We start from the raw sequence: 17,124 nt of genomic DNA, 5'->3' as shown, positions 1-17,124 counted from the left end.
CTCTTTTTTTTGAATCCTCCCATAAGAATGTGAAGGTCGAATAAAGTACGGTGAAGGTCGTATAAAGTGCTGGAAAGGTCAAATACATTCTTCTCTCATGCGAGAAAAGAACGTATCCGGTATTAGCTCCGGTTTCCCAACTGGACTTTTTTAAAGAACAAACGGGAGGCTAACTAGACTTCTTCGACATTGTCTGCAGTCTGGGAGAGATTTAAATCTCTCCCTTTTTTGCTTTTCAGCAGTTAGGTATAAAGTCTAACTTTAGATTTAGTTAAAACTGATTCTATTTTACCATTAAATGATTTTATTGATATATCATCAATTAGCCACTAGGTATTTTAGGGTGATTATAATGATAATATTCTGTTAATATTCCGTGTAGTATTGTAAATTTGTTTTAATACTGGATTATTTTGTTGTAATATAGGAGATACACGGATCTTTAGAGGAAAAAAGTAGGGTGGATTTGTGTATGGATAAGTAAATATGTCGGGATTCATTTTTCGGAAAAGTGTGTAAATTCTATGGATAAGTTAGCAGAAAGTTATGTCAGTATATAACTTATGGGGGGATTAACTATAATGGGGAAAAAGAAAATCGTAAAAATTGCATCAGCTACCATAATGGCTGCGACAACGATCGTAGCGGTAGCGCCGGCACCTTCTGATGCTGCCACTAGCCTGAATAGTAAAATCAAAACGGCCAAGGCAGCCATCAAAAAACCATTCGATACCTATTTCTACACTTCTAAACTCGCTTCAGTGTCCACTGTTGAAAAACAAATCAAATCTGCAAAACAAGCAAAAAAAGACATCAACAATACCATAAAAAAATCAATGTTAAGCAAAAAAGAAAAAGATGCCAAATATAAAGAAATTGAAGCTTATGATAAGTACATCACTCGTTCCGAAGGATATGTAAAAGGATTTAAAGCGGCTGAGAAAGCAAAAGCTGCACATGGTAAATCGATTGGCGCCCTTACGAATGCAATCCTTGCCAAGAAATCAATTGATATCAGAACTCAATATGAGGCACTGGATAAAGCCGTGAAAAAGGCAGATAAAGATATTAAAGATACCGTTTACGGTGCGAAAATCGAAAAGCTCTTATACGATAAATTCACCAAATCGACCAAAACGGCTTTGAACGGTGACCTGAAAGTTCCGTACTACTATGAAAAAGCTGACTACTTGGTGAAGAAGGGTGATTTAAAGACCGCGGACAAGCGGATGCAAACCGTTTCTTCGCAGTTGAAAAAGGTCAGCAAAACATCCAAGCTCGGAAAAGCCATACACGCCTATGTTAAAGAAGTGAAAGGTAAGTATGATGAAGCGGTCTATGCTGAAAAGAAAAAGGAAGTGGCAAAACGGGTCAATGCCTATGTAGCTCTTGCCAATGGGGAACTTAAAACGAAAGAACAGATAAACGCGGCTAAAAAGGCGAAAGCAGCCATTAATTTAAATGGAATCAAGGAGTCGGACCGAAATGAATTCCTTTCGAAGATGGCATTGGCGGATAAGAAAGTTGCTGCAGCCGAAGAAGCCTTGAAAAATCCAGCGAAGGCGATCACCCTTTCCTTGATGCATACGAATGATACGCATGCCCACTTGGACAATGTGGCAAAAAGGGTGACGGCTGTCAAGGAAGTGCGCAAGAGTAAGCCGCAAGCTCTTTTGGTGGATGCTGGTGACGTATTCTCGGGAACTCTCTATTTCAATGAATTCAAAGGGCAAGCCGATCTTCGCTTCATGAATTTAATGAAATATGACGTCATGACGTTCGGGAATCATGAGTTTGATTTGGGATCAAGCGCCGAAGGGCATCAAGCTTTGGCTGACTTCATTAAAGGGGCAAAGTTCCCATTTGTCAGCTCGAATGTGGACTTCTCCAAAGATGATAAGTTCAAGGGGCTATTCTCGGACTTGATTTCAAGTAAGCCAGAGCAAGGGAAGATATACAATGGAATCGTAAAACAGGTGGATGGCCAAAAGGTAGGGTTCTTCGGGCTTACAACTGAAGAGACGAAAGATATTTCAAGTCCTGGAAGTATAGAATTCGAAAACTATCTTGAAGAAGCCGAAAAAGCGGTCAAGGCGTTCGAAGGCATGGGAGTCAATAAGATAGTTGCCGTGTCCCATATCGGCTACGATGACAATGCGGCTTATGACAATGATTTAACATTGGCTGCCAAGGTCAAGGGCATCGACGTGATCGTGGGCGGACATAGCCATACGCAGTTAGACGCCCCCGTTGTTGTGGACAAAGATGATAAAGGGAAAACGAAAGAGCCGACTGTCATCGTTCAAGGATATCAGTATAGCGACTATTTAGGAACGATCGATGTGAATTTCGATAAGGATGGCAAGATTGTCGGACAAGCCGGTAAGCTGATTAAGCTTTCTGAAAAACAGGATGATGCCGAAGCGGCAAAATTGCTCGAAACTTACTCCTCGAAGATTAAGGAGCTGAAGGAAACGAAGACTGGTGCAACAGCTGTGAAAGCCTTGGAATCGCCGCGTGATGCAGGGGATGAAACGAAGCCGAGTGTTCGTAAAAATGAAACGGAACTGGGCAATTTAATTACGGATGGAATGCTAAGTAAAGCGAAAGAATTCAATAAGGATACGGTCATAGCCTTCCAAAATGGCGGTGGCATCCGCGCTGGCATCGATCAAGGCGATATCACTTTAGGCGAAATCCTGACCGTTTTACCGTTTGGGAATACGTTAGCGACGATGAAGCTTACGGGAGCAGAAATCAATGAAGCATTAGAGCATAGTGTAAGCCTCGCTCCTAAGGAAAATGGCGGCTTCCTGCATGTTTCCGGAATGAAATTCAGTTACGACAGTTCGAAGGAAGCAGGCAATCGTGTCACAAAGGTTGAAGTCCTTGGACAAGATGGAACATATTCCGAATTGGATGCAGCGAAGGAATACGTCGTGGCGACCAATGCTTTTACAGCCAAGGGCGGAGATGGATTCACCGTTTTCAAGAAGGCTTATGAAGAAGGAAGGGTGACGGATATCGGCCTCGCTGATTGGGAGAATTTACGGGATTATGTAAGCGGGCTGAAAACTGTCGATCCAAGCATCGAAGGACGCATCAAAGATGTTGCCGGGAGCAATACAGACCCGACTGTCGTAATGGCCAAAGACTTTGGCGGAACGGCTGATGCCCCAAAAACGCATGAAGGTCATGTAGTTGTGGACATCACGGATATTGCTTCATTGGAAAATGCAGTGGTTAAAGGGAATCTTACATTAACAGGAACTCCTCCGGATAACTTTACTTTTTCACAGGTTACAGTCGAGGGTAATTTGGATTTATCGGGACTTAACGGTAAGACCGTGAGCATGAGCGGTGTCACGGTGAATGGCGAAACCATATTTTAAGCGGCATTCAAATGATTCCTGAGCCTGTGAAAAAAAGTTGGAGGGGTTGAGATTTTGAAGAAGAACGGGATAAGCAAGCTTTTCTTTGCCATGCTGATCGTGCTGTCAACGGTTTTGCCAAATGCAGCCGCTGCAAAAGCGGCAGGAACAATATCGGTAATGGAAGCGATAAATAATAACAGCGGAACGGCGACGGTGAAGGGATATATCGTCGGTACAGCAAAAAGCGGTACAAGCTATCAGCAAACATCGCCTTTTACTGAAAGTACGAACATAGGTATTGCGGATAGTCCGGATGAAAAAGATGTTAAGAAAATCATGCCTGTCCAGCTTCCAGCCGGAAATATCAGAACGGCATTGAATTTGGTCGAACATCCGGATTTACTTAAAGCTCAGGTGACGATAACGGGGAAGCTGGAAAAATATTTTTCAGTACCCGGCCTGAAATCAGCAACGGATTACACAATCATCACTGATGGAGGAACAACTCCTGAACAGCCTGATGTGAAGGTTCTTGACTCCATTGCCGAGGCGCGCACGAATACTGAAGATGTAGTTCAGGTCGATGGAGTGGTCACCACCGGACTTGGTTATTGGGGAGGGAAAGGCTTTTACATCCAAGATGAAACGGCCGGGCTATATGTTTATGGTTCTTCGTGGCCTGCAGATGTAAAGCAAGGAGATAAGGTTACTTTAATCGGAAAAGTATCCGCTTATAATAAGGAATTGCAAATCCAACCAACCGCCCTTAAAGTGGTTTCTTCCGGGAATGAACTTCCTGAAATCCAAAAAATTGATGCATCTGGCGTCAATGAGGAAACACAAGGTGAGCTGGTCACCATTGAAAAAGCGACCATTACAGAATTGGCGGCATCGGGAACATCCGGAACATTCGAATTCAAGGCGGAAGATACTGAAGGGAAATCTGTTATCGTTCGCCATGATAACCGGACCGGTTCGACTTATGAAGATTTCGTGAGGAACTTTAAAGTGGGGGATGTCATTTCCGTAACCGGGATCGGGTCGAGGTTCAATGACACGTACCAGTTGAAGCCGCGTGGCATCGAAGATTATGAATTGGTGAACAAACCAGCCGTTTACACGGATATTTTCCCTGGTATGGTTAGTGAAAATACAAAAGTATCACTTGAATCTGGCTGGGAAGAAGCGAAAATCCATTATACGCTTGATGGATCCGCACCGACGTCTTCAAGTGCTTTGTACACAGAACCGATCATTTTAACGAAAGATACTGTCATCAAGGCAATCGCTGTCAACGATAAGACATCGGAAGTTTTCACTTTTACCTATACGGTTACCAAAACCAATGAGGTGAAGATCCGTGACATTCAGGGGATGAATCATTTTTCTCCATATGAAAATCAACTCGTCTCAGGTGTGGAAGGTGTCGTCACTTATGTAAAGGATGCGAATAATTTTTATATGCAAGATCCCAACCCGGATAAGGACTTAACGACTTCCGAGGGAATACTTGTGTACAACAAAGCACATGGTCTGAAAGCGGGAGATCATGTCAAAGTGGCAGGTAAAGTCGCCGAGTGGTATATCGAAGGATACGCTGAAATGAAAACGACGGATCTGCCGACAACTGAATTGACCAATACGACGATTGAAAAGCTTGGCACTGCAGCGATGCCAGAACCGATCATCATTGGGAAAGATGTCATTCCGCCGTCCGAGAACATCGATGATGATAGATTGACAGATTTTAATCCGAGCGAAGACGGCATCGATTTCTACGAGAGTCTGGAAGGAATGCTCGTCCAAGTATATAACCCGAAAGTGGTCGCTCCTCAAGACTATGGTGAATTGGTCGTGATTCCAGGGAATATGGAAACGACGACTGCAGTTGGGGGCGTCAAAATAACGGAAACGGATTTCAATCCTGAAAGAATTACCCTGGATATAAATGATGAATCATTTGCAGCGAAAACGGGTGATTTCTTTGATGGCTCGGTCACGGGTGTCATCAGCTATGGATATAGCAACTATAGGGTAGTGACGGATAAAGCCCAGCTGCCTGCGTTAAAGGATGGCGGTACGGCACGGGAAGTGACATCCTTAGAGAAGGATGCTGATAAGCTAACGATCGCTTCCTATAATATCGAGAATTTTTCCACTCAAACAGCTAACTCTAAAGTCGAAACGATCGCAACATCCATCATTACCAACCTTAAACAACCCGATATCATCGGCGTAACGGAAATGCAAGATAATGATGGGGCAACGGATAGCGGGACAACGGATTCTGCTCAAAGTGCCAAGAAGTTAACCGATAAAATAAAAGAGCTGGGCGGACCGCAATATCAATACATCGATATTGCTCCAGAAGATAAACATGATGGCGGGGCACCCGGCGGGAATATCCGTGTAGGCTTTTTATATAATGCCGACCGTGTCAAATTGACTGAAGGAACGAAAGGAACGGCAACACAGTCCGTTGCCTTTAAAGATGGAAAACTTACCTTGAACCCTGGTCGAATCGAGCCTGCCAATCCCGCCTTCACTTCAAGCAGGAAGCCTTTAGCCGCTCAATTCGAATTTAAAGGCGAAAGCGTAGTGGTGGTCGCCAATCATTTTAATTCCAAGGGCGGTGACCAGCCTTTATTCGGCAAAAACCAGCCTCCTGTCCTATCAAGTGAAACGCAAAGGCTTCAAATTGCATCCATCGTCAATCGGTTTGTCAGTGATATCAAGTCACAGGATGCCAAAGCGAATGTCGTCTTGCTTGGAGACTTTAATGATTTTGAATTTTCGGCACCGCTTAAAACATTAAAGGGCAATGATCTAACCAATATGATCGAGAAGGTCCCTTTTGAAAAACGTTATTCTTACACATATCAAGGCAATTCACAAGTACTGGACCATATCCTTGTATCGAATAATATGGCCTCGGCGACAAAAGTCGATATTGTCCATATTAACTCATCCTTCATGGAAGCTCATGGAAGGGCCAGCGATCATGATCCTGTACTGATCTCAACCTCTTTATCTGGATCAGGCGGAGTCGAAACTCCTGCTCCGGAAAAAACGTATAATGTAACAAACGTTAAAACAAAAAGACTTACGATTGCTTCACCTAGTGTTTTGATCAATCTTGACGACACATCCAACATCGAAGAAGGTATCTGGTTAAAAGGTTCATATGCTGTACTCAAAGGCCTTGGGCTGAAGAATGCTGCTGTGACGATAAAACCGGATAAGGAAGGTGCAATCATTGATTTTGGAGGCATGGCGGTGAAGGAAGTCATCATCGATAACGCCAATGTAAAAGAAATCAGGGGCGCTGAAAACGTACAGAAGTGGTCGGTAACAGAAGGTGTCGACACATCGAATATCAAGTTTGTCGATTCGAAGGGGGAAGCGATTGCTTCCCCTTTCGCCCCTAAAGAAAATCATGCACCAGTCGTAACGAAAAAACTGGAAAATCTTCAAGTGAAAGCCGGTTCAAAGGTTACCATCGATTTGAGTGAGCACTTCTCAGACCCAGATGGGGATGAACTTACCTTTTCATCCACAATCGGTACAGTCACAGGCCCGACATTAACCCTTCCTGCAGATGAAGCTGGAACATACCTTGTCGCAGTCAAGGCCGAGGACCAGCAATCGGAAGCGGTTGCCCGTTTTACGTTGACCGTATCGAAGGATATGCCGCTTGAAGCTTATTACGAAACGGCGGCTGGAAAAACGGGAACGGAATTGAAATCGGTTCTGCACTCGATCATTAAGGGTCACACGATGTTATCTTATGATCAAGTGTGGAATGCCCTTAAAGAAACGGATGAAGACCCGGTGAACAAACAGAATGTCATCTTGCTTTACTCCGGAAAATCCATCTCGAAGAACGCGAATGGGGGCAATGCCGGACAATGGAACCGTGAACATGTTTGGGCAAAGTCCCACGGTGACTTTGGGACAAGCAAAGGTCCCGGGACAGACCTTCATCACCTCCGTCCCGCTGATGTGACAGTGAATGGTAAACGGGGCCACCTTGATTTCGACGAGGGCGGTCAAACATATAGTGGATGTGAATGTAAGTTTGATTCAGATTCATGGGAGCCGCCAGATCATGTTAAAGGCGATATAGCAAGGATGTTATTTTACATGGCTGTCCGATATGAAGGAAACGGCGAGCAGGATCTTGAATTATCCGATACAGTCAATACGTATCCGAAGCCGCTTCATGGAAAGCTATCGACACTTTTGAAATGGAATGAACTCGATCCTGTCGACGATTTCGAAAGCCATCGCAATGATGTCATTTATGACTGGCAAAATAACCGCAATCCATTCATCGACCATCCTGAATGGGCATCCGAAATTTGGGGTGCCGCTAAATCCATCGATGAGAAAAAGGCGAGTTAAAAGCGGAGATAAAAGGGAAAGCAGCCTGGTGGCTGCTTTTTTTATGTTTAATTGTTGTAAGTAATTTTATTAATTATTGTAATATACTGAAAAATCAAACATTTATTCCGCTTTAAAAATTTAAAATATTTGTATGTATGCGTACTGATATGTGTTAATATGAGAAAATAAATGAAAGGGTTTACATTGTTAGATGAAATAAAACTATCTTAAAATAATAATAGTGAATTTAATTCTATTCCTTATTTTTCGTAAGAAATTCTTAATTGATTGAAGAACTAGACACAGCCAACTACGAAACAAAAACAAAGGACCGATGAGTGTTCTTTTATCGGAAAATTGCAGATGAATTAGTAGTTCGATTTAAATATTAGGTCAAAGTATACTTACTAATCACTAAGAGGAGAGATGCGTTAATGGAAATTTTAAAAGGAACGGCCTTATTATTATTGGTACTTGGTTTATTTTCATTATTCAGTTTTAAAGCCCCAAAAGGGATGAAAGCAATGGGTGCTCTTGCCAATGCAGCGGTTGCCGCTTTTCTAGTGGAAGCATTTCAGAGGTATGTCGGAGGGGATTTATTTAATATTAAATTCCTTGGTGAAGTAGGGGATGCGGCAGGAAGCATGGGAGGCGTTGCGGCGGCTTCACTTGTTGCATTAGCACTAGGGGTTTCTCCCGTATATGCTCTATTACTTGGTGTTTCATGTGCAGGTTTAGGTTTGTTGCCTGGATTTTTCGCAGGGTATCTTGTTGCTTTCCTTGTGAAAGTGATCGAGAAAAAAGTTCCTGCTGGATTGGATTTAATCGTTACAATCATCATTGCAGCACCGCTCGTTCGGTTTATTGGTGAGAATTTAACGCCTTTGGTCAATGCAACGCTTTTGAATATCGGTGGAATCATTAAGGAAACGGCAAACAGTAATCCAATCTTGATGGGAATCATTCTTGGAGGGGTCATAACGGTCGTCGCCACTGCACCATTAAGCTCGATGGCTTTGACAGCAATGCTTGGATTGACAGGACTTCCTATGGCAATTGGGGCACTTGCAGTATTCGGATCATCTTTCATGAACTTTGTTTTGTTCGATCGCTTGAAATTTGGAGACAAAAGTACTACAATTGCGGTTGCGATTGAACCATTGACACAAGCGGATATCATATCTGCCAATCCCATTCCGGTGTATTCCACCAATTTCATTGGCGGAGCGGCTGCTGGAGTGGTTGTGGCCATGTTTGGTTTAGTGAATAATGCAACAGGGACGGCAACACCGATCGCAGGGTTGGCAGTTATGTACGGTTTCAATGATCCAGTAAAAGTGACGATCACTGCTGGGATATGTGCAGTTGTTGGGGCAACGGTAGGTTTCCTTGGTTCGATCGTATTCAAGAATTATAAGATCAGGACCGTTTCGGAAATAAGGGTGAATGAAGAACAAAAAGCGGCATAATGAAGACGGTTAAACAAAACTTTTGCCAGAAAAGGGGCATTACACGATGAAATACAGATCTGCATTCGATATAATCGGTCCCGTCATGATTGGACCTTCAAGCTCACATACAGCAGGAGCTGCCAGAATTGGCAGAGTAGCAAGGACATTATTCGGAAAGCAACCGAAGAAAGCCATCATTTCTTTATATGGTTCTTTTGCAAAAACATACAGGGGACACGGTACGGATGTCGCTGTCGTAGGCGGGATATTGGATTTTGATACGGATGATGAACGAATCCCTGCCTCTTTAACGATTGCGGAAGAAGCCGGCATGGAAGTTACCTTTACAATCGAGGATACTGTGATGGATCATCCTAATACAGTCAAGATCAAACTGTTCGACGAAGATAAAGAATTGGAACTTGTTGGGATCTCGATTGGCGGCGGAACGATAGAAATAACGGAATTGAATACGTTCAAGCTTAAATTGTCGGGTGAAAACCCAGCTATTTTAGTCGTGCATAACGATGTGTTTGGAATCATATCTTCCGTTTCGACAGTATTGGCGAACCATGAAATTAACATTGGACATATGGAAGTTTCACGAAAAGAAAAAGGTCAGATGGCCCTCATGGTGATTGAAGTCGATCAGAAAATCAAGAGCGATATCATGAAGGAAATTGAAGGATTGGAAAACGTGTCGCAAGTCATAAGGATGGTTGAATGATAAACATTAAAAGTGTTGGCATAGATATGGAGGTAAAAACATGTTCCGAAATGTAGCAGAGTTGGTTGAACTTGCTGAAAGTAAAAAAGTAAAAATCGCGGAAATCATGATTTTACAAGAAATGGAATTCTCAGGCCTGTCGAGAGAACAGATCATTAAAAAGATGGACAGGAATTTGACAGTGATGGAACAAGCGGTGGAAAGAGGCCTGAAAGGTGTGCAATCCGTTACAGGCCTAACGGGCGGGGATGCCGTTCTTTTGCAAAATTATATCAAGTCGGGCAAGGCGCTCGCAGGCGATTTATTATTGGATGCGGTAAGTAAAGCTGTTGCGACGAACGAAGTGAATGCAGCAATGGGAATGATTTGTGCGACTCCGACTGCAGGTTCGGCAGGCGTTGTTCCCGGTACATTATTTGCCGTGAAAGAAAAATTAAACCCGACCCGAGCAGAGATGATTGAATTTCTTTTCACTTCCGCTGCCTTCGGTTTCGTGGTTGCAAACAATGCTTCCATTTCTGGAGCGGCTGGTGGCTGCCAAGCAGAAGTGGGCTCGGCAAGTGGAATGGCCGCTGCTGCGATAGTAGAACTGGCCGGCGGTACGCCAAGCCAAGCTGCAGAAGCGATGGCGATCACATTGAAAAATATGCTAGGACTGGTTTGTGATCCAGTGGCTGGATTGGTCGAAGTTCCTTGCGTGAAACGTAACGCAATGGGGGCATCCAACGCGATAACAGCAGCTGATATGGCGCTTGCAGGCATTACGAGCCGCATTCCATGTGACGAAGTGATCGATGCCATGTATAAAATAGGATTGACCATGCCGGTTGCACTTCGCGAAACGGCAGAGGGCGGCCTGGCTGCGACTCCTACTGGGCGCAGATTGGCAAAGGAAATTTTCGGTTCATATAAATAAACATTCAGTCCCATTAACAAACCTGTTGTTAATGGGACTTTTAATTTGTTTCAACATGGTCATTTTGCAAATGGAAAAAGGAAATTAGAGGAAGATGGAGGGATTTGGCGTTTCTGTACACGGAGATAGAAACAGCTGTTTAAAATTCTGAATTATCAGTGAATATGGAGCTGTAGCAACTTTGTGAGTTAGCACTAACCATGATAAGATGAGTACGAAATTTACTATGGGAAGGATTGATTCTTCATTAATTTTCTCGAATTAACGTACACGTCGGCAATGGAAAAAGCGATGTTTCAGGCTCATGGAATCGGCTATGCACTATATGCTCAAAAACTGGAGCAACGCATGATGGTTGAACAAGAACGGGAACAGGATTATCTACAAAGCAGGCGTATAACAGAGGAGATGAGAGCCAATCTCTTTTTGGGGAGTTAATTTCGGTCTACGATATCGATGACATAAACGATACAATCAGGAACAAGCGAAAGGGCAATCTAAAAGATTGCTCTTTTTGTTCTGCCCTAAAAGATAATTTTTCCATTTAAAAGAAGGAAACAACACATTTAAATAGAATGTACGTTCATGAAGAGGAGGAGGATCATGATGGAGAGAAGAGCATTACTGGTATCTGCATTACCGGGATATGAAGAGGAAATTGGGCGATGGTTATGGTGCTTAGAAGATGTTCGCCGTACTCTCATTTCGGGATTGACTGGAATCAGCCAAAACTCACTAGATACGAAAATCGATGAAAGGCAAACGATTGGCTCGCTGTTATATCACATAGCGTTGATAGAGGCGGATTGGTTATACGAAGAGGTTCTTGTTACGGAATGGGATTCGGAAATACGCGCATTGTTTCCATTTGGATGCCGTACTGAAGATGACTCCCTAAGCCACATTGCAGGACAAACATTGGAAGAACATATCTACCGCCTCAATAAGGTACGTGAAGTATTTCTTTCAAACTTTCGTACAATGGACCTAACGGATTGGCGTAAACCGAGGGTACTTGAACAATATGACGTCACACCTGAATGGGTCGTTTACCATTTGATTGAACATGAAGCACATCATAGGGGGCAGATTTTTCAATTGCTAAGGAAATTACGGAATGAATGACTCTTGCCGAATAACTGGCTTGCGAAGAGAAGCCTTGGCAGACAGTCGGCGGAATGGGGAAATCCAGTGAAACGTTTTGCAAAGAAAAAAACTGTAGGCAAACTCGCTTTTCTTCGAATTTGTCTACAGTTAATATGCCTGGACCGGTTTTATATCATTTAATGTATTTGGTGATTATGACCGAATTTCGCACGCAAGACGCTGCTGGCATACCCAATGAATCCTCCAACAATGGCAGGGATGATCCATCCTAGTCCTGCCTCATACATAGGAAGTATTGTGGTGAAGAAATCATTGATGAATGAAATGTGTACACCTGCTCCATTTAATCCATCGAATAAACTGACGATGAATGTTAAAAGTAAGCTGCCTTGATATACTTCAGGTCTACCTTTAAATAAAGGGTGAAGAAAAGTTAAGAAGATCAAAACAATGGCTAATGGATAAATGGCTGTCATTACCGGGACAGATATGGCAATTAACTGGGTTAGTCCAATATTGGCAATTATTGCACTGAATATGGATAAACTTATGGCAATTGTTTTGTAAGGCAGATTTGGAAATAGCTTATGGAAGTACGTCGAGCAAGATGTAATGAGTCCTACACTTGTCGTTATACAAGCTACTGTGATCATTAATCCTAATAATAGCCCGCCATATGCTCCAAAGTAATAATCCGAGACTTTTGCCAAAACAACGCCTCCATTATCCAAGTGTCCAAGTTTCTCGACGCTTGAAGCACCCATGTAAGAAAGAGCTGTGTAAATGGTAGCTAGGATAACAGCCGCAATCGCAGTTGCTTTTCCACAAACGATCATTATTTGTTTCTTTGTTTTAGCACCCTTTTCTTTAATGGCATTAATGATGATGATGCCAAAAACAAAAGATGCAAGAGTATCCATCGTTAAATATCCCTCTCTAAACCCATTGAAAAATGGTTGAACCATATAGTGCTCGGCAGGTGCTTGGAAATCTCCAATTGGATTAACGAAAGCGACAACTACCAGGATTCCAATGAATGTCAACTTGATGGGTGTCAAAACTTTCCCCACAATTTCGACAATTTTCGCGGGATTGAGCGAAAGAAGACACGAAACCGTGAAAAAGATGACGGTGAAAATAAGTAAAGGCAGTGGACCTGACTCTTCAGGTAAAAAAGGTTTTACACCGATCTCAAAAGAAACGTTTCCTGTTCTAGGCATTGCGAATAATGGACCAATGGCTAAATAAAGAACAGTTGTGAATACAATACCAAAGACTGGATGGACGCGGCTCGCTAATGATTGTAAGTCATCCTTTCCAGAAAAACCGAGTGCCAGCACACCAAGTAACGGTAATCCTACTCCTGTGGCCAAAAACCCTGCATTGGCTGACCAGATATTCGTACCTGCTGATTGACCAAGCATTGGCGGGAAAATTAAATTACCTGCCCCGAAGAAAAGGGCAAATAACATTAACCCAATCACTACTATAAATGAAAATGGTACCTTATTAGACAAAATAAACCCTCCGAAAAAACCAAAATTTGCTATTTTAGAAAATTATTAAATTTTCTAAAAATTATACACAGACTAATTTCAAGACCGTATCGTATTATATCTAAATTAAATTAATATTTCAATATATTTTTTGTTTTTTATTATTTCCCCTGATGATCAGTGGTCCGCCCTAACATTATTTTGAACATTTAAAGGCTGGTCATACTAATGAAATTCATTTTTGAACAAATGAATGGTAAAAGGAAATGAGGGAGCTGACATTCAAAAAATTCTTAGCTTTTTGTTGTTATTCAGTGCAGGTGCATGTAACAAGAAGTGGTCAAGGAAAACGTTGAAATGATAGGGAGGAGCCCTGTTAAAGAGGGAAAGGCGGTCAAATTGGGAGAGGCAGAAAAGTTATTTAAAGGCTATTATACTGCACGATATACCATTAAAGATCCGGCCAATCCTCCAACCTTTGATGAAATTGCAGAAAATATTAAAGGATATTTATCAGAAGATGAATATAATGCCCAAATTCTTAACCGTTTTTATTCAATGCCTGCCCTGGTAGCCAAAGAAATCAAGAAAAGCATCGAAGTGCAAAGTGTGAAGCTTGAAGAACAAAGTATAAATCAAGATGGCACAGTGGATTACACATACACAACGGTATTTAAGGTTTATGACGAGAATTCATCCAAGATTTATAAGAAAGAAGGAGAGCTCACGATAACCATCATCGATAATGAATTAAAAGTCACCCGTGATTGGAGCAGAGGGATAAAGATTGACGGTTTAGACGGCGGACTTTAGAATGGAAAAATTAAGGGGGTGTTTTATAATGGATTGTTCTTTGAAAAACGGAAACAAAGTAAAAAAGATGTTTTCTTACTAATTTTCTTATTAGGGCTTCCTATAATAAGTACGGTTAAGTTTATCACGGATTTGGATTTATCTTGGTTAACTGACATTGTGTTACTTGCAATCATTGTTCTATCGGCATTCATATATTTTGAAGGAAAAAGAAACAGGGAAAATGATAAATGAAATCCCAGATCTCGTGGAGTAAGGAGGTAGAAATGCTATTGATTTCCAGGTAGCTAGGGATACAAGTAATCAGGTTAGTTCAAGTACAAAGTTTAATTGGACTGTGTAGCTTCTTTAATTGCACATAATACGATCATACAACACTGGGTTATTATTTTGCGCCAGTGTTTGTCATGGTCCTCTCACCATTTGTACTTAAGGAGCTTTTACCAATTAAAAAAGCTGTTGTATCGGTGTAGCGATTAGGTAAATTATTGATTATGGGAAACGGCATTAGCGCCTCTGGTAAAGATGAGCTACTTGGGATCCTTTTCGGGTTAGTTGCACCTGCATTTTACGCAGTTAATGTTATTAAATAAATCTTTACAGGGAGCTGCTTTTACAGCTCTTTTTCTTATGGAGAGCTAAAGGGGCAGGTCAGTGTAACAAGAATGGGTGGCTTTACTTTTAATTGTGCCTTTTTTTTCACAACTATGGGACACGTTTTTTCCACGGATTGAACTCCTTTTGACTGATGGTTACTTGCTCATTCCAAGCAAGTTTTTTTATTTGTAATATAAAATAAAAGCTATGTGAATATAAGTTTTCACATAGCTTTTATTATTGTTTATGTGATTGAGCTAATTTCGCTACATTCGTTGCAGTACCGCCATCTGCACGTAAATCTTGTTTTTTAATCTGAAGCTTGGAATGCCCACCAAAAGGGAAATTTACAATTCCTTTAGCTTGATCCTTCTAATTAACTCTTCAAACCAATATATTGTGTGATCTGTTTTGGTCGAAAAATAGCCATCCAAAAATTCACGAATATTCTCGTTGCCTTTAGGTTCCGGCTCGAAATTCCCAAGGTGCTCCCAAAGTGCCTTGATGGACTTTACCTTTTTTTCTAATATATCTACTAGTTTATCCCGATCTACATACTTGATGTTGGCTAAACCAACAATCATATCCTTAATTTCATCCGCACTTTCAAATAATTTATAGATTTTCTTTGGTAGTTCTTCGCGACCCTTATCGGTAATCGCATATACTTGTTTATCAGGCCGATGTTCTTCTTTTATCACTTCAACTGGTTCGACTAAACCTTGTTTTACCAATGATTCAAAATGGTAGTATAGTTTACTTTCTGTTAACCCGCCTAGGCGATCCAACGGAATGGGTTCTGAAAGCTGCTTTTTTAATTTATAAGGATAATTTTTATCTTCCATCAGCTTGCTCAATATAAAAATTTGAATGGACATTTTCTACGCTCCTTTAAGAAGTATCATCTCCTTATTGTAGCAAAACTTAAGCTGTGATTTCAGCCGCTTTCTTTTCGACTTCTGTTTCAGAACCCTCTCCTGGCATCGGTTTTTGTATAAACGCGACAATCGCCATATTAATTGCCATCGCAGCGGCACCAACCGCAGCCATTGACCAAATATACGGACTTGGACTGATGCTGCCATATAGGTTTGCAAAGTAAGCTTGCACCGAGTAATACATCGGGGAAATGTGGCTCATCCATTCATATGGTAAATGCATCATATCACGTGAGATGGTGGCACCATTTGCTATTGTTTGCATTAATAAAATCGGTAAGTTTAAAATCATTCCGCCTTCACCCAATAAGAAGATTAAAATCGCGGTGAAGTTAAAACAAACCATATAGTTCAGTATTTGTTGACCTACTATACCGAAGAATAGGTCACCGCTTGGCTTGTCAATTAAATACGCTACACCTACAGCGATGAGTGATGAAACCACTGCAATCAATAACGCTGTTAATTGCACATACATGAATAAACGTGTTTTACTAGCTTTTCCACGGCTGGCTCTAAATGCACCCACTATTTGCATCGCACCGATCATCGCCCCGACATAACCGGCCATTGTCAAGAACATAGGCAGCATATTGTTATTCATGCCATCTGGTATCTTGTTAATTGTAACCACATTTCCTACATAGGATTTCTCAATCTTTTCCGCTAATTCAGCTGCTTGCTTTTCCGGTACATTAAAGTTCATCAATACGCCCTTGGCCGTTTGCTGTGAGAATTGTGTGCTTAACTGATTGTTAATTTCAGTAACGACAGATTTCATGGTAGAAGAAACGGCTGTTGCCCCTGCCTCATTGATTGTAAAGTCAATGCTTGATGATGCTTCACCTTTTTGCATATTCGCAGAGAAGGTTTTCGGGATGTGTACGACTAATGCTAAGTCATTTTTCTCTAAATCTTGTAAGGCTTGTTTATTGGTTATATCCGTCTTGATTTCTTTAAAGGGTAAATTTTCTTTTAACTGATCGGCAATCATCGCCCCATTTTCCCCGGCATCATCATTGATGATGGCGATCGGTAATTTATCGACGTTTCCTGGAATGGCTGTATACCCAGGCAAGAAGATGCCAAGCATGGCAATTGCATAGAAAATCCCCATAAAGATTGCCGCAGATGCACCTCTTGTTTTTAAGAATGCAGTAAATTTCATATGTTGGATCCATCCTTTTGATTTAATAGTATAATACTTAATTTAGAGTACTCTAATTAGAGTATTTAAAATGAAGTACTTTGAATTTTATTTTAATTTACTCAAAAAGTCAATTGAAAATTTTTTATGCATACAAAAAACTCCCAGCAAA

Annotated in this window: 10 protein-coding genes and 1 pseudogene; 8 read left to right on the top strand and 3 right to left on the bottom strand. The window is 41.5% G+C overall.

The window, feature by feature from the left end:
* Nucleotides 1–581: 581 nt before the first annotated feature.
* The 6 genes from N0M92_RS07270 (at nt 582) to N0M92_RS07245 (ending at nt 11,979) form a co-directional block, all read left to right on the top strand.
* Nucleotides 582–3,392, top strand: coding sequence for a bifunctional metallophosphatase/5'-nucleotidase (locus N0M92_RS07270; protein WP_260285133.1), 2,811 nt, complete (start codon nt 582–584; stop codon nt 3,390–3,392).
* Between the two features lie 54 nt (nt 3,393–3,446).
* Entirely contained in the window at nt 3,447–7,778 is a 4,332-nt protein-coding gene (locus N0M92_RS07265) for an endonuclease (protein WP_260285132.1), read from the top strand.
* A gap of 416 nt (nt 7,779–8,194) precedes the next feature.
* Nucleotides 8,195–9,229: a PTS sugar transporter subunit IIC gene (locus N0M92_RS07260; RefSeq protein WP_260285131.1), complete on the top strand. Its 1,035-nt coding sequence runs from the start codon at nt 8,195–8,197 to the stop codon at nt 9,227–9,229.
* Between the two features lie 46 nt (nt 9,230–9,275).
* Entirely contained in the window at nt 9,276–9,938 is a 663-nt protein-coding gene (gene sdaAB, locus N0M92_RS07255) for an L-serine ammonia-lyase, iron-sulfur-dependent subunit beta (protein WP_260285130.1), read from the top strand.
* A gap of 40 nt (nt 9,939–9,978) precedes the next feature.
* Nucleotides 9,979–10,854: an L-serine ammonia-lyase, iron-sulfur-dependent, subunit alpha gene (gene sdaAA / locus N0M92_RS07250; protein ID WP_260285129.1), complete on the top strand. Its 876-nt coding sequence runs from the start codon at nt 9,979–9,981 to the stop codon at nt 10,852–10,854.
* A gap of 603 nt (nt 10,855–11,457) precedes the next feature.
* On the top strand, nt 11,458–11,979 hold the full coding sequence (locus N0M92_RS07245) for a DinB family protein (RefSeq protein WP_260285128.1): 522 nt from the start codon (nt 11,458–11,460) through the stop codon (nt 11,977–11,979).
* 158 nt (nt 11,980–12,137) lie between these two features.
* Here N0M92_RS07245 and brnQ read toward each other — a convergent pair whose 3' ends face one another.
* The gene (gene brnQ / locus N0M92_RS07240; RefSeq protein WP_260285127.1) at nt 12,138–13,478 is read right to left on the bottom strand and encodes a branched-chain amino acid transport system II carrier protein; all 1,341 of its coding nucleotides are present in this window, start codon (nt 13,476–13,478) and stop codon (nt 12,138–12,140) included.
* A 336-nt stretch (nt 13,479–13,814) separates the two neighbouring features.
* Between brnQ and N0M92_RS07235 the strand changes: the two genes are divergently transcribed.
* A complete protein-coding gene (locus N0M92_RS07235; protein WP_260285126.1) occupies nt 13,815–14,270 on the top strand; it encodes a hypothetical protein in 456 nt (151 codons plus the stop codon).
* A gap of 362 nt (nt 14,271–14,632) precedes the next feature.
* Nucleotides 14,633–14,864, top strand: a pseudogene (locus N0M92_RS29435) (DMT family transporter); the annotation flags it as partial.
* A gap of 350 nt (nt 14,865–15,214) precedes the next feature.
* On the opposite strand, the gene N0M92_RS07230 reads toward N0M92_RS29435, so the two are convergent.
* The gene (locus N0M92_RS07230) at nt 15,215–15,745 is read right to left on the bottom strand and encodes a PadR family transcriptional regulator (protein WP_260285125.1); all 531 of its coding nucleotides are present in this window, start codon (nt 15,743–15,745) and stop codon (nt 15,215–15,217) included.
* 46 nt (nt 15,746–15,791) lie between these two features.
* Nucleotides 15,792–16,973: a YhgE/Pip domain-containing protein gene (locus N0M92_RS07225; protein WP_260285124.1), complete on the bottom strand. Its 1,182-nt coding sequence runs from the start codon at nt 16,971–16,973 to the stop codon at nt 15,792–15,794.
* Between the last annotated feature and the right edge of the window lie 151 nt (nt 16,974–17,124).

This window comes from Peribacillus aracenensis, assembly GCF_025175645.1.
In the GTDB taxonomy this organism is placed as follows: Bacteria; Bacillota; Bacilli; order Bacillales; family DSM-1321; genus Peribacillus; species Peribacillus aracenensis.
The sequence above is the reverse complement of the archived record's forward strand: the minus strand, read 5'-3'. Positions and strand labels throughout refer to the sequence as shown.

What these genes read in the sequence shown, in the direction of transcription:
- N0M92_RS07270 (WP_260285133.1), top strand. Translation starts at nt 582, where the DNA reads ATGGGGAAAAAGAAAATCGTAAAAATTGCATCAGCTACCATAATGGCT.
- sdaAA (WP_260285129.1), top strand. Translation starts at nt 9,979, where the DNA reads ATGTTCCGAAATGTAGCAGAGTTGGTTGAACTTGCTGAAAGTAAAAAA.
- N0M92_RS07260 (WP_260285131.1), top strand. Translation starts at nt 8,195, where the DNA reads ATGGAAATTTTAAAAGGAACGGCCTTATTATTATTGGTACTTGGTTTA.
- N0M92_RS07245 (WP_260285128.1), top strand. Translation starts at nt 11,458, where the DNA reads ATGATGGAGAGAAGAGCATTACTGGTATCTGCATTACCGGGATATGAA.
- N0M92_RS07225 (WP_260285124.1), bottom strand. Translation starts at nt 16,973, where the DNA reads ATGAAATTTACTGCATTCTTAAAAACAAGAGGTGCATCTGCGGCAATC.
- N0M92_RS07235 (WP_260285126.1), top strand. Translation starts at nt 13,815, where the DNA reads ATGATAGGGAGGAGCCCTGTTAAAGAGGGAAAGGCGGTCAAATTGGGA.
- N0M92_RS07230 (WP_260285125.1), bottom strand. Translation starts at nt 15,745, where the DNA reads ATGTCCATTCAAATTTTTATATTGAGCAAGCTGATGGAAGATAAAAAT.
- sdaAB (WP_260285130.1), top strand. Translation starts at nt 9,276, where the DNA reads ATGAAATACAGATCTGCATTCGATATAATCGGTCCCGTCATGATTGGA.